This window comes from Burkholderia sp. Tr-20390 (genome assembly GCF_017104595.1).
In the GTDB taxonomy this organism is placed as follows: Bacteria; Pseudomonadota; Gammaproteobacteria; order Burkholderiales; family Burkholderiaceae; genus Burkholderia.
Map to the genome: position 1 here is coordinate 1 of NZ_JAAGPC010000217.1, position 13011 is coordinate 13011.

A 13011-nucleotide genomic window follows, 5' to 3' on the forward strand; every position below is an offset into this window, starting at 1 on the left:
GCGCTCGGCGTGCGCTTCACGCTGCGCGGCTGGCAGCCGGCCGAGGATGCCGAACGCCTCGCGCGCTGGTTCGACGAACCGCGCGTGCGCGACGGCTGGCCGGGCACGCAGCCCGGCGCGGACGGTCCGCAAGGCACCGCGCCCGACACCGATCCGCACGTGATTCCGCTGGTCGGCTGCTTCGACGGCGAACCGTTCGCATATTTCGAGGCGTACTGGCTGAAGGAAGACGCGCTCGCGCCGCACGTCGCGGCGCGCGACTACGACCGCGGGCTGCGGATGCTGGTCGGCGAGTCGCGCTGGCGCGGCCCGCAGTGCGTCGCGGGCTGGCTGCCGTCCGTCGTGCATTACCTGTTTCTCGACGACCCGCGTACCGAAGCGGTCGGCTGTGCCGTTCCGGCCGGCCACGCGCGGGTTGCCGACCATCTCGCGCGGCACGGCTTCGCGCGGCAGCGCCGTCTCGCGCTGGCCGACGCGCAGCCGCTGTGGATGCGCACGCTGCGCGAGACGTTCTTCTCCGGCCGTCACGTCTGACGCGCCGGATTCACCGACAAGGGAGCTGAGACATGCAGAGAGAAACCGTATTCGACCTGATCGGCGTCGGCTTCGGGCCGTCGAATCTGGCGCTGGCCATCCGCCTCGAGGAACGGCGCGCGGCGCGCCCGCTCGCCCATTGCTTCATCGAGCGCCAACCGGAATTCGGCTGGCATCGCGGCATGCTGCTCGACGACTGCCGGATGCAGATCTCGTTTCTGAAGGATCTCGTCACGATGCGCGATCCGACGAGCCGCTACACGTTCATCAACTATCTGTTCGAACGCGGCCGGCTGAACGAATTCGTCAACCTGAAGAACTTCTATCCGACCCGCGTCGAATTCCACGACTACCTGAGCTGGGTGGCCGACGCGTTCGACGATAGCGTCCACTACAGCGAGACCGTCCTCGCGATCGAGCCCGTGCACGGCGACGGCGAGAAGATCGACGCACTGCGCGTGCTGTCGCGCGACGCCGCCGGCCACGAGCGCCAGCGCGTCACGCGTGCGCTGTCGGTCGGCGTCGGCGGCACGCCGGCGATCCCGGACGCGTTCGCCGCGCTCGGCCGCGACCGCGTGATCCACTCGTCGTCGTACCTGACCGACATCGACCGGCTCGTCGCGTCGCCGGACGGCGAGCGCCGCCGCGTCGCGGTGATCGGCGCGGGGCAGAGCGCGGCCGAGGTGTTCATCGATCTCGCGCGCCGCTTCCCGCACGTCGACGCGAGCCTCGTGATGCGCGCAGGCGCGCTGAAGCCGGCGGACGACAGCCCGTTCGTCAACGAGATCTTCAGCCCCGAGTTCACCGATGTCGTCTATGCGCAGCCGCACGACGCGCGCCGCGCGCTGCTCGAGCGCTATCGCGACACCAACTACGCGGTGGTCGACCGGCCGCTGATCGAACAGATCTACGAAATGCTGTACCTGCAGCGCATCGACGGCACGCCGCGTCATGCGCTGCTCGCGAACAGCGCGATCGAGGCCGCGGTGCGCACCGCCGACGGCCGCATCGAGCTGACGCTGCGCGACCGGATGAGCGGCGACACGCGCGTCGAGCGCTTCGACGCGCTCGTGCTGGCCACCGGCTACCGCCGCGACACGCATTCGGCGCTGCTCGACGGGCTCGCGCCGCACCTGGGCGACGCACTCGCACGCGGCGACGTCACGCGCGACTACCTGCTCGCGACGCCCGCGCACTTCGCGCCGCGCATCTACCTGCAAGGCTGCTGCGAAGACAGCCACGGCCTGTCCGACACGCTGCTGTCGGTACTGGCGCGCCGCGCGGACGAAATCTGCGCGTCGCTCGAAGACGGGATCGCACCCGCCCATGAAGAAGGCGCGGCCCGGGCAACACAGGAAAAACGACAGGAAAACGGGGCGAGCGCGAGCCGGATGGCTTTCGCTCTTTGACAAAGGCGCGGTCGGAGACCGCATGAAAAAACTGGAGCAGAGAAAGATGGAGTGGGCAACAGGCACGCGTTTGCGTGCGATCGCAGCCGCGGCGAGCGTGGCGTTCGGGGTGGCGGCAGGGCACGCACAGGCCCAGACGGCGCCGGCCGTGAACGCAGGCGCGGCGGCGGCCAGCAGTGCGCAGAACGGTGCGGCCGCGAGTGCGTCGGCCAGTGCGTCGACCGGCACGCTGCCGACGATCAACGTCAACGCGGCCTCGGAAGGAGACGGCACGGTCGGGCTCGTCGCGAAGCGCAGCCGCACCGGCACGAAGACCAGTACGTCGATCAACGAGATCCCGCAGACGATCAACGTCGTCACCGCGCAGCAGATCGAGATGACCGGCGCGACCGACGTGAACGCGGCCCTGCGCTACGTGCCGGGCTTCTCGTCGTACGGCTCGGACAACCGTTCCGACTGGTACGCGGCGCTGCGCGGCTTCACGCCGACCGCGTACGTGAACGGGCTGCAGGTGCCGAACACGATCAACCTCGCGAGCTGGCGCGTCGATCCGTACATGATCGACAGCATCAGCGTGCTGCGCGGGCCGACCTCGGTGCTGTACGGCGCGGGCGACCCGGGCGCGATCGTCGACGTGCAGACCAAGCTCGCCGACGGCGAGCGCGTGCGCGAGGCCGGCGTGCAGATCGGCAACTACGCGCGCAAGCAGTTCATGATCGACGTCGGCGACAAGCTCGACCCGGACGGCAAGTACGCGTACCGCTTCGTCGGCGTCGCACGCGACGGCAACGCGCTGACCGGCCCGAACAACGACCAGCGCGTCGCGCTCGCACCGTCGTTCCGCTGGCGTCCGAACGCGGATACGTCGCTGACCTTGTCGGCCACCTATCTGCAGGACTGGGGCGACATCTCGTCGAACTTCCTGCCCGCGGTAGGCACCGTGCTGCCGAACCCGAACGGCCAGATCAACAAGGACGTGTACGAAGGCGACGGAAACTTCAACTACTACCGCAAGAAGCAGTGGTCGGTCGGCTATCAGTTCGAGCGGAACCTGACGCCGGCGTGGACGTTCCGCCAGAACACGCGCCTGATGTACCTGTCGCTCGACAACGGTTCGGTATTCGGCAACGGCTTCGTCGACGGCAGCACGACCGACGTGTCGCGCTGGGCCGGCGTGTTCCAGATGAACTACAGCCGCTTCGACATCGACAACAACCTCGAAGGCCGCTTCGCGACGGGCCCGCTCCAGCACACGCTGCTGCTCGGCTTCCAGTACAACCGCCAGACCGCGACCGACAGCGAATGGCTCGCCGCCGCGCCGCCGCTGAACATCTACAACCCGGTCTACCTTCCTGTCACGAAGGCGGTGTTCACGCCGGACTCGACGTTCCGCACCAACACGTACACGACGATGAACACGTTCGGCCTGTACGCGCAGGACCAGATCAAGTGGAACCGCTGGACGCTGACGCTCGGCGGCCGCGAGGACTGGGTCAACATGCGGATGGACGACCGTGCGGCCGGCACGTCGACGAAGGCTGACGTCACGGCGTTCACCGGCCGTGTCGGCCTCACGTATCAGGGCGATTACGGGCTGTCGCCGTACGTCAGCTACGCGACGTCGTTCAATCCGCTGATCGGCGTGAACCTGGTCGGCGGCGGGTTGCCGCAGCCGACCCGCGGCAAGCAGATCGAAGCCGGCCTGCGCTGGCAGCCGCCCGGCAAGAACCTGATGCTGAACGCGGCGATCTACCAGATCAACCAGACCAACGTGCTCACGCCGGCGCTGCCGAGCCAGGACAATACCGGCACGAAGTCGGTGCAGACGGGCGAGGTGCGTTCGCGCGGGATCGAGTTGAGCGCGACCGGCAAGGTCACGCGCAACCTGTCGGTGATTGCCTCGTACGTGTATCAGGACGTGAAGAACGTGAAGGCCAACGACGTGTCGCTGAACAACTGGCCGGTCGACATTCCGCGCCCGCGCCAGATGGCGTCGCTGTGGACCGACTGGACGTGGCACACGGGGCCGCTCGCGGGCTTCGGCCTCGGCGGCGGCATTCGCTACCAGAGCGCATCGGCCGGTGCGGCCGACAACTCGCTGACGGTATCGAGCGTCACGCTGTTCGACGCGGGCGTGCACTACGACACGCGTAACTGGCGCTTCGCCGTGAACGGAACGAACCTGGCCAACCGTCACTACATCAGCGGTTGCCAATCGGCAAACGTCTGTGTGTTCGGCACCGACCGTACCGTGATCGCGACCGCGAAATACAACTGGTGACGATGTGCGCCGCGGCCCGCCGGCCGGCCCTCGCGGCCGGCGCGAGCGGGCCGCGGCGCCTTCGTCCGCTTTTCCACGACGCATCCATGCCGAAGAAAAATCTCGTCTACATCCAGTCGCTGCGCAACGGCGCGGCCGATCGTGCCGGCCAGCCGGTCGCTTATCAGGGCGGCACGCGCTACATGAAGGCGCCGCTCGAATATCTCGTCGAACGCCTGAACGACTCGCCGCTCGGCGAGCGTTACACGCTCAAGGGCGTGATCGTCGACGACGACGACGGTTCGCCGGCCGACCGCGCGAAAGTCGCCGACTACGGTTTCGCCCGCACGCCGGGCCGCCCGTGGATCCTGCCAGAAGGGTTGACGGTGCAGGGCCGGCCGGTCGACGAACTGTTCTGCACGATTGCGTCGACGTACCGGCGGCTGCCGCGCGACGCACGCGAGCGCGTGGCTGGCAAACAGGCGTTCGAGCGCCGCCTGCTCGAGCGCCTGCTCGAACTCGACGCCGACGTCGTCGTGCTCGACGGGCTGCTCGTGATCCTCGACGAACTCGTGCGGCCCGGCGCTCGCTTTCACCGGCGCATCGCCAACATCCACCCGGGCATCACGACCGACGGCTCGCCGTACCAGCGGCGCGGCGCGTGGGCGACGCTCGACGCGCTGCACGGCGCGCGCGGCGAACGGGTCGACTGGTCGAACGGCACGACGTCGTCCGTCGAGCCCGTGATGATGACGGGCGCGTCGTTTCACTACGTCGACAACGGCATCGATTCCGGCGAGGTGATCTGCGACGTGCTCGACACGCCGATCGCGCCGGACGACACGATTCTCGAACTGCGCTGGAACAACTTCCAGCGCAGCCTGTTTCCGGCACTCGAGCGGGGGCTGCACGTCCTCGCCGACCGCCACGACGCGGGAGCACTGTGATGGAAGACACGTTGACGAAACCGGCCGGCGCCGCGGATGCCGTTGAAGGTGAAGTGGCCGCCGCGCTCGACGGCGCCGCACACGGGCAGGCGATGGCCGTCGCCGAGCACACGCTCGACGCGTGGCGGCCCGACGACTCGCCGGACGAACTGCTCGCGGCATTCGTCGCGCTGTTCAACACCGACACGCGCTACGACGCGGCGACGATCACGGTGCCGCTCGGCGGCGCCGACGCGGCAGCCGTGGCGGCGTACGTCGCGCGCGCGGTGCGCGAGGGCGTGATCGACGGCGCGCAGGTTGCCGGCGACGCGCTGCGCTTCACCGTGTCGCGTGCGACGTTCTGGCAGAACCCGCGGCCGTGGCTGAAGGCGCCCGCGTCGGGTGGCATGCCGCTGCGCCATGTGATCACGAACGGCCACCGGCACCCGGTGCGGCCGCCGTCGCCGGCCGGCGAGATCTACGCACGCACCATGCCGCAGGTCGGGATGACGTTCAGCCTGCGCACCGTCGATGTCGACGCGCACGCGGACCTGTTCAGCGGCTGGATGAACCTCGATCGCGTCGCGCACTTCTGGGACCAGCGCGGCACGCGCGACGAGCACGCGGCGTATCTCGCCGAGCGGCTCGCCGATCCGCACATGCACCCGATGATCGGCTATTTCGACGACACGCCGTTCGGCTATTTCGAGTTCTACTGGGCGAAGGAAGACCGTCTCGCGCCGTTCTATGACGCGCACGACTATGACCGCGGGCTGCATCTGCTGATCGGCGATTCGCGCTTCCAGAGCGCCGGCAAGCTGCATGCGTGGTGGAGTGGGGTGCTGCACTACATGTTCGTCGACGAACCGCGCACGCAGCGGCTCGTGGGCGAGCCGCGCGTCGATCACGTGCGGCACATCGCGTACATGCACCGGCTCGGGTTCTACACGCTGAAGGAGTTCGACTTCCCGCACAAGCGCGCGGCGCTCACCGTGATCGAGCGCGATACATTCTTCGACACTTTCAAATTGCCGTGATGGCGCGGGGGCGCGGTGCGGCGCGAGGTGGCGCGCGGGCATCGGCCATCCGGGATATGGACCGCGCGGCCTGCGTCGTGAAGAATGGATCGCTCTCCTCATCGACGACAGGCCCGCGACATGGCAAAAACATCCGCGACAGCATGGGGCGCGACATCCGGTTTGCGCGCGCCCGCATTGACATATGCCGGCATATGCCCAGAATGGACGCATCGTACTCCCATGGAGTGGCTCATGCGCACCGTTTCCATTTTCAAGAACGCCTGTAACCAGGCCATCCGCATCCCGAAGGACATGGAGTTCGAGGGGGTGACGGAACTCGAGATCCGCCGCGAGGGCGACACGCTGCTGCTGCGGCCGGTGCGGCCCACGTGGCTCTCGTTCGCGAGCGAACCGCCGGCCGACGCCGACTTCCTCGCCGAACGCCCAGCCGTCATCGAGTCCGGCCGCTTCGACCTGTCCGATGGCGGTGGCGCCGCACCGACGGAGTCCGGCCAGTGACCACGCTCTACATGCTCGATACGAACATCTGTTCGTTCATCCTGCGCGAGCGGCCGCCCGTGGTGCTGTCGCGGCTGCAATCGTGCGTCAATGCGCAGCACCGGATCGTCGTCTCGGCAATTACGTATGCCGAAACGCGGTTCGGCGCGGTCGGCAGGAAGGCATCGCCGAAGCATGCGGAACTCGTGACGGCCTTTGTTTCGCGGCTGGACGGCGTGCTGTCGTGGGACACGGCGGCCGTTAATGCAACGGCCGCGATTCGTGCCGATCTCGCCGCGCGCGGCACGCCGATCGGCGCGAACGACGCATCGATCGCCGGCCATGCGATCGCGGCCGGTGCGGTGCTCGTCACGCACAACAGCCGCGAGTTCGGCCGGGTCGCGGGGTTGTCGCTCGAAGACTGGGCGGCGTGAGCGCCGTTCGGGATCTGTTCGATCGCTCGGCTGTTGCGCATCGGCGCGTCAAGCGCGCGACGCGGGTTCATCTGCGAGAAAGGCGTTGTGGAATGCGTCGAGATACCGGTCGGCGTCATCGCTGAATTCACCGGGTAACAGCGCAAAGGCACGTGCCAGCAGATCCTGGCCGAGCACGGCATAAGTTGCTTCGTCCGACAACAGCGCACGGATCGCGTCACGCGTTTGCGGCGAAGCGATGCGTTTCGCCTCTCGCGCGAGCAGCGCGGCAGCGGCGAGTCCCGGCTGGAACGCGTGGATCTCGAGCAGGTCCGGCGCGGCATCCCAGATACGTTCGCGATTGCCCGCGTCGTGAAAATTCCGCAGCAGGAGCAGCAGGTCGTACGCATCGCTGTTCTGGCGCGCACGCCGGTCCTTCCAGGCGAGCAGCTTCAGCAGCGCCAGTGCCGGCAGGCTGGCCACCGGTACCACGGTGCGCGCATCGATCGACACAGGCTGTGCGGTGTCCACGGCTTCCTGAAACCCGAGCACGTTCAGCACGAATTCACCGCCGGGCGGCCATGCGATTTCACCCGGGGGCGTTTCGAGCGGCCCGAACGGAACGAGATCCAGCTCCGTGCGAAAACCGTGCGCGCCGCTTTCGAACAGCAGTTTCTGCTGTTGTTTCGGTGCGCGCGTGAACTGCCCGGTCGCGACAAGTGCCTCGACGAGTTGCGCGTGAAACGGCCAGCTCACCGCGCACACTGCGACGTCGACATCTCGCGTCGCGCGCACCGGCCGGATGCCGTGCACGTGCCACATCAGGATGTCGCGCGCGGTGGCGCCGGCGACCACGAACGCCGTGTCGAGGCGCGCGCAGGCCGAGCCGACGGCCTGCAGCAACGCGACCGCCGCGGGCTCCAGCGGCCGGCGTGCGTCGACCTCAAGCGGGCGGTTGGGCGAGGTATCGGTCATGGATGCGATCGGCGATGGAAAGATTGCGGCTGTCGCCGGACGCGACGAGATCCGCGTAGATCAGCAGCGGCGGTACGACCGGTACTTCCTGCTCGCGCCAGGCAAGCTCCGCGGACCGCGGCCAGAACGCTTCGACGATCTCGACATCGCCGCGCTCGTCCGGACGCAGGCGGCCCTGAAGCAGCAGCCGGTTCGACGCGGTGCCGTGCGTATAGACGGTGATCACGGCGGGTTTCAGGCCGTGCGTCAGCAGGTCGGCTGCCGGCTCGCCGCCGAATCGCGCATCGAATGACGCGAAATCTACGCCGCGCCACCAGTCGGGCGCGAGGCTGGCAAACCGGCGGCTCGGCAGTTTCGCGCGCAAGCGGCTCGGATAGAGCGCGACCCATTCCTGCACGAAGCGCGGCCAGTCGGGCATCAGGCGCTCGCCGTTGCGGCGTTGCCCGACGAGGCCACGCGCGATCAGGTCGTCCATCGCGAGATTGACCGTACCGAGTGCGACGTCCGATGCAGCGGCGATCGCCCGATACGGTTGCGCGACCAGGCCCGGCTGTGTCGCGAGTGCGAACATCACGGCCAGCCCCTTCGGCGTCGTCGCGCGCGACGCCTGTCGGCGCGGTGTGCGTGCGGGCTTCGGCCGGCCCGCGATCATCACGGTCGCCTCCGGTTCGATCAGGCATGCGTTGCCGGCGGTATCGAGAAACGGGATGCCCTGCTCGGTCAGGCCGGCGGCCAGTTCCGCCGAAAGATACGGTGCGACCAGCATCAGCGACCGTTCGCCGGGCGTTGCGGTGTCGCCGCGGCGGCGCAATTCCGCGAGCGCGCCCGCCAGCGATTCGACGCGCAGGCTGATGACGACCGGCATCTCGAATGCCTGCCCGGCAACGTCGAAGCGGATCATGGCGTCGGCGCGCGCCTTGCCGGCGGCCGGCACACGCACGGGCCGGGCACGAAAGCGCCGGGTCGAGCTTTCGAACGCGGCGCAGGCTTCGTCGAGCACGTGCTGCTCCGACACGGAGAGGGAAGTGTTCACGGGCATCAAAGGGAATCGCTTGTTCACCTTTTTGTCAGCGTACACAAAAAATGTACAAGCGTCAAAAAGTGAACAAGAATTCGCAAGATATTGATGTATCGGAACTATTTTTTGATTCTGAACGATAGTCACCGGGGCCCTCATGCGCAAGAAATCGATGGGTGGCACACAGTTTTGCGCGTTCGGCTTCCGCGCGGCAGTCGTCCGGATGGCCAGCTTGCGCGCCTCGCGCATCGTTCCCAATATGGCAACCGCCGGTTGCTACCGCGACGACTTTCCATCTGCCCGGTTGCCGTCGAACCCACTATCCTTGCCTGCATATTCCCCCACAGGACAGGAGACGACACCGTGACGCACAGCGTGATTCCCGCAGGCCTCGCCGACGAAATGATCGAGATCCGGCACCGCATCCACGCCCACCCCGAGCTCGGCTTCGAGGAATTCGCGACGAGCGACCTCGTCGCGGAGCAACTGCAGTCATGGGGCTACACGGTGCATCGCGGGCTGGGCGGCACGGGCGTCGTCGCGCAGTTGAAGGTCGGCAGCGGCGAACAGCGTCTCGGCCTGCGCGCCGACATGGACGCACTGCCGATCCACGAGGCCACGGGCCTGCCGTACGAGAGCAGGATCGCCGGCAAGATGCACGCGTGCGGCCACGACGGCCACACGGCGATGCTGCTCGCGGCCGCGAAGCACCTGGCGCGCGAGCGCCGCTTCTCGGGCACGCTGAACCTGATTTTCCAGCCGGCCGAGGAAGGGCTCGGCGGCGCGAAGAAAATGCTCGACGAAGGGCTGTTCGAGCTGTTCCCGTGTGACGCGATCTTCGCGATGCACAACATGCCCGGTTTCCCGACGGGCAAGTTCGGCTTCCTGCCGGGGTCGTTCATGGCGTCGTCGGATACGGTGATCGTCGACGTGCAGGGCCGGGGCGGCCACGGCGCGGTGCCGCACAAGGCGGTCGATTCGGTGGTCGTCTGCGCGCAGATCGTCATCGCGCTGCAGACGATCGTGTCGCGCAACGTGTCGCCGCTCGACATGGCGATCGTCACGGTCGGCGCGATCCACGCGGGCGAGGCGCCGAACGTGATTCCCGATCGCGCGCAGATGCGCCTGTCGGTGCGCGCGCTGAAGCCGGAAGTGCGCGACCTGCTCGAGACGCGCATCAAGGAAGTCGTGCATGCGCAGGCGGCCGTGTTCGGCGCGACCGCGACGATCGACTACCAGCGCCGCTACCCGGTGCTCGTCAACGATGCGGAAATGACCGCGTTCGCGCGCAACGTCGCCCGCGAGTGGGTGGGCGACGCGAACCTGATCGACGGGATGGTGCCGCTCACCGGCAGCGAGGATTTCGCGTTCCTGCTCGAGAAGCGGCCGGGCTGCTACCTGATCATCGGTAACGGCGACGGGGAGGGCGGCTGCATGGTGCACAACCCCGGCTACGACTTCAACGACGCGGCGCTGCCGACCGGCGCGTCGTACTGGGTGAAGCTGGCGGAGTCGTTCCTGGTTTGACAGCGGAAACGACGCTTACGGCGCGAGGCTCTGCATCGACAAAGTCGCCGCAACAGCGGAGCGCCGGAAGTACCAAACTTGGGAAAATGTTGGCCACATTGAAAGGAAAATGACTCATGTCGCAAAACACATCCGTTTCTCGGGGCGGCCACTTTGACGAATTCGTTGATACCCAAGTGCAATCGGGGCAATACGGTTCCACAAGCGACGTCGAACGAACCGGTTTGCGGCTTCTCGAATCACGCGACATGCAGGTGCGCGCATTGCAGGCAGCGTTGAAGGCCGGTGAGGTATCGGGAGCACCCAGGCCATTCGACCGCGAGGCCTTCCTGGCCCGCATGCGGGCGACGCATGACGGTTAAAGGCAGCTTCGGCCTGCCCCGCTGGCCGAACTCGATCTCGAAGACATTTGGCGCTATACCGTCGGGCGTTGGTCGCTCAAGCAAGCCGACCTTTACCACCGCGATCTGATCGGAACCATGGAAGCGCTGGCGCGCGGTGAAAAGGTCGGCCGGACTTGCATTGTTCGCGATGGATATTTCCGGTACGCCGTGGGCTCCCACGTCGTGTTCTATCGTGAAACGGAATACACGATCGATGTGATTCGGGTCCTGCATCAACGCATGGACATCGAACAACATTTGTAATCGCACAAGGCAGGCGTGTGATCGTTGCGACGGGGCATGCAATCCCGGTATGACTCGTGCGATCCCGAATCTAGAACGCTTCCCCGCTGAACAACGCCACGACCGCATCCGGATTCGACGGCCAGTACATGTGCATGTACGTCGCGACGATCGCATCGCGACAATAGACGGCTTCGCCGTAGCCCGCTGCGCCATCGGGACGCGCGGCATGCGCGACCGGTTCCAGCGGCGTCGCGAGCCGCGAGTAGTGGAACGTATGCCCCCGCATCGTCCCGCTGCGCGTGTCGAGCTGCTGCATGCCGAGCGCCGCGAACCGGCGCTGCATCATCGCGTGACCCGGCAACAGCCCAAGCATCGGCGTCGTCACGCCGCCCACGTCGGTCAGCGACTCACACAGATACACCATCCCCCCGCATTCCGCGACGATCGGCCGGCCAGCCGCTGCGTGCGCACGAATCGACCGCGCGGTCGCGGCATTCGCCGCGAGTGCCGCCGCATGCAATTCCGGATAGCCGCCCGGCAGGAACAGTGCGTCGCAGTCGTCCGGCACGGGTTCGTCGGCGAGCGGCGAAAAGAAGCGCACCTGCGCACCGAGCGTGTCGAGCAACGCGAGATTCGCCGGATAGATGAACGAAAAAGCCGCATCGCGCGCCACCGCGATCCGCTTGCCGGCAAGCGCACGCGGCAGCGGCGCCGCTGCATCCGGTTCCGCGAACGCAACGGCCGGCGGCAATTCGGCAAGCGCCGTTTGCGCGAGCACGTCGGCCGCGCGATCGAGCCGCGCGTCGAGATCGTCGATGTCGCCCGGCTGATGCAGGCCGAGATGCCGCTCCGGCAGCGCGATGCCCGCATCGGCCGGCACGTGCCCGAGCCAGCGCAAGTCGTCGGGCAGCGCCTGTTGCAGCAGTTCCGCATGCCGGGCCGACCCGACGCGATTCGCCAGCACGCCGTGAAACGGCAGCCCCGGCCGGAACCGCGCGAGCCCGAACGCAATCGCCGCGAAGGTCTGCGCCATCGACTTCGCCGAAATCACCGCGACGACCGGCACGCCGAACGCGGCCGCGAGGTCGGCGCTGCTCGGCGTGCCGTCGAACAGCCCCATCACGCCTTCGATCAGGATCAGGTCCGCGTCGCGCGCGGCGTCGGCCAGCAGCGCGCGGCAGCCGGCCTCGCCGACCATCCCGAGGTCGAGCGCATGCACGGGCGCGCCGCTCGCGCGCGCCAGCAGCATCGGATCGAGAAAATCGGGCCCGGTCTTGAACACGCGCACGCGCCGGCCGAGCCGGCGGTGCAGCCGCGCCAGGCCCGCCGTCACCGACGTCTTGCCCTGGCCCGACGCGGGCGCACTGACGAACAGCGCGGGGCAGGCGGGCATGCTCAGAACTCCACGCCGCGCTGCGCCTTCACGCCTTGCTCCTTGTACGGATGCTTGACGAGCCGCATTTCGGTGACGAGGTCGGCCGCGTCGATCAGCGCATCGGGCGCATGCCGCCCGGTCACGACGACGTGCACCGACTCGGGACGCGCAGTCAGCGTCGCGAGCACTTCGTCGAGCGGCAGGTATTCGTACTTCAGCACCGTGTTCAACTCGTCGAGGATCACCATCCGGTAATCGCCGCTCTCGATCATCCGGCGCGCCTCGTCCCAGCCCTTGCGCGCGGTCGCGATGTCGGCGTCGCGGTTCTGCGTGTTCCACGTGTAGCCGTCGCCCATCGTCACGAAGTCGCATTCGGCCACCGCGCCGAGGAAGTCGCGCTCGGACGTATGCAGCGCGCCCTTGATGAA

The 13011-nt window shown here is 67.5% G+C and carries 14 protein-coding genes; 10 read left to right on the plus strand and 4 right to left on the minus strand.

What is annotated here, in order from left to right; genetic code table 11:
- From G3N98_RS34605 to G3N98_RS34635, 7 genes are all read left to right on the plus strand, one after another.
- Positions 1-534: GNAT family N-acetyltransferase (locus G3N98_RS34605; RefSeq protein ID WP_206150655.1), on the plus strand; the 534-nt coding region annotated here is incomplete at its 5' end.
- A gap of 32 nt (positions 535-566) precedes the next feature.
- Entirely contained in the window at positions 567-1943 is a 1377-nt protein-coding gene (locus G3N98_RS34610; RefSeq protein WP_089431061.1) for a lysine N(6)-hydroxylase/L-ornithine N(5)-oxygenase family protein, read from the plus strand.
- A gap of 22 nt (positions 1944-1965) precedes the next feature.
- Positions 1966-4224 carry a TonB-dependent siderophore receptor gene (locus tag G3N98_RS34615; protein WP_206150656.1) on the plus strand — a complete coding sequence of 753 codons (2259 nt, stop codon included), beginning with the start codon at positions 1966-1968 and terminating at the stop codon, positions 4222-4224.
- A gap of 86 nt (positions 4225-4310) precedes the next feature.
- Complete coding sequence (locus tag G3N98_RS34620) at positions 4311-5150, plus strand: formyltransferase family protein (protein ID WP_206150657.1); 840 nt, start codon at positions 4311-4313, stop codon at positions 5148-5150.
- Complete coding sequence (locus G3N98_RS34625; protein ID WP_206150658.1) at positions 5150-6166, plus strand: GNAT family N-acetyltransferase; 1017 nt, start codon at positions 5150-5152, stop codon at positions 6164-6166. The genes G3N98_RS34620 and G3N98_RS34625 overlap by 1 nt, the downstream gene beginning before the upstream one ends.
- A gap of 234 nt (positions 6167-6400) precedes the next feature.
- The gene (gene vapB / locus G3N98_RS34630; RefSeq protein ID WP_175239827.1) at positions 6401-6667 is read left to right on the plus strand and encodes a type II toxin-antitoxin system VapB family antitoxin; all 267 of its coding nucleotides are present in this window, start codon (positions 6401-6403) and stop codon (positions 6665-6667) included.
- Positions 6664-7080, plus strand: a complete 417-nt coding sequence (locus G3N98_RS34635) for a type II toxin-antitoxin system VapC family toxin (protein WP_175239828.1) — start codon at positions 6664-6666, stop codon at positions 7078-7080. Before vapB ends, G3N98_RS34635 begins: the two co-directional genes overlap by 4 nt.
- A 48-nt stretch (positions 7081-7128) precedes the next feature.
- Here G3N98_RS34635 and G3N98_RS34640 read toward each other — a convergent pair whose 3' ends face one another.
- Both G3N98_RS34640 and G3N98_RS34645 read right to left on the minus strand, forming a co-directional pair.
- Entirely contained in the window at positions 7129-8034 is a 906-nt protein-coding gene (locus G3N98_RS34640; RefSeq protein WP_206150659.1) for a nucleotidyl transferase AbiEii/AbiGii toxin family protein, read from the minus strand.
- Positions 8003-9073: a type IV toxin-antitoxin system AbiEi family antitoxin gene (locus G3N98_RS34645; protein WP_206150663.1), complete on the minus strand. Its 1071-nt coding sequence runs from the start codon at positions 9071-9073 to the stop codon at positions 8003-8005. The genes G3N98_RS34640 and G3N98_RS34645 overlap by 32 nt, the downstream gene beginning before the upstream one ends.
- A 342-nt stretch (positions 9074-9415) precedes the next feature.
- Here G3N98_RS34645 and G3N98_RS34650 point away from each other — a divergent pair, with 342 nt between their 5' ends.
- The 3 genes from G3N98_RS34650 to G3N98_RS34660 all read left to right on the plus strand — a co-directional run bounded on the left by G3N98_RS34650 (position 9416) and on the right by G3N98_RS34660 (position 11226).
- Positions 9416-10579 (plus strand): M20 aminoacylase family protein, encoded by a 1164-nt coding sequence (locus G3N98_RS34650; RefSeq protein WP_206150660.1) that lies wholly within the window; start codon positions 9416-9418, stop codon positions 10577-10579.
- A 116-nt stretch (positions 10580-10695) separates the two neighbouring features.
- Positions 10696-10941 carry a type II toxin-antitoxin system ParD family antitoxin gene (locus G3N98_RS34655; RefSeq protein ID WP_089472764.1) on the plus strand — a complete coding sequence of 82 codons (246 nt, stop codon included), beginning with the start codon at positions 10696-10698 and terminating at the stop codon, positions 10939-10941.
- Positions 10942-10986: 45 nt separating this feature from the next.
- Positions 10987-11226: a type II toxin-antitoxin system RelE/ParE family toxin gene (locus G3N98_RS34660; protein WP_346779123.1), complete on the plus strand. Its 240-nt coding sequence runs from the start codon at positions 10987-10989 to the stop codon at positions 11224-11226.
- Between the two features lie 70 nt (positions 11227-11296).
- Here the strand turns inward: G3N98_RS34660 and G3N98_RS34665 are convergent, their stop codons facing one another.
- Together G3N98_RS34665 and G3N98_RS34670 are read right to left on the minus strand one after the other, a co-directional pair.
- Complete coding sequence (locus G3N98_RS34665; RefSeq protein WP_206150661.1) at positions 11297-12601, minus strand: cobyrinate a,c-diamide synthase; 1305 nt, start codon at positions 12599-12601, stop codon at positions 11297-11299.
- Between the two features lie 2 nt (positions 12602-12603).
- A partial coding sequence (locus G3N98_RS34670) for a cob(I)yrinic acid a,c-diamide adenosyltransferase (RefSeq protein ID WP_206150662.1) occupies positions 12604-13011 on the minus strand: 408 nt, incomplete at its 5' end.

Coding starts and splice junctions, on each gene's coding strand:
- G3N98_RS34625 (WP_206150658.1), top strand. CDS start 5,150: ATGGAAGACACGTTGACGAAACCGGCCGGCGCCGCGGATGCCGTTGAA.
- G3N98_RS34620 (WP_206150657.1), top strand. CDS start 4,311: ATGCCGAAGAAAAATCTCGTCTACATCCAGTCGCTGCGCAACGGCGCG.
- G3N98_RS34655 (WP_089472764.1), top strand. CDS start 10,696: ATGTCGCAAAACACATCCGTTTCTCGGGGCGGCCACTTTGACGAATTC.
- G3N98_RS34640 (WP_206150659.1), bottom strand. CDS start 8,034: ATGACCGATACCTCGCCCAACCGCCCGCTTGAGGTCGACGCACGCCGG.
- G3N98_RS34665 (WP_206150661.1), bottom strand. CDS start 12,601: ATGCCCGCCTGCCCCGCGCTGTTCGTCAGTGCGCCCGCGTCGGGCCAG.
- G3N98_RS34615 (WP_206150656.1), top strand. CDS start 1,966: ATGAAAAAACTGGAGCAGAGAAAGATGGAGTGGGCAACAGGCACGCGT.
- vapB (WP_175239827.1), top strand. CDS start 6,401: ATGCGCACCGTTTCCATTTTCAAGAACGCCTGTAACCAGGCCATCCGC.
- G3N98_RS34645 (WP_206150663.1), bottom strand. CDS start 9,073: ATGCCCGTGAACACTTCCCTCTCCGTGTCGGAGCAGCACGTGCTCGAC.
- G3N98_RS34610 (WP_089431061.1), top strand. CDS start 567: ATGCAGAGAGAAACCGTATTCGACCTGATCGGCGTCGGCTTCGGGCCG.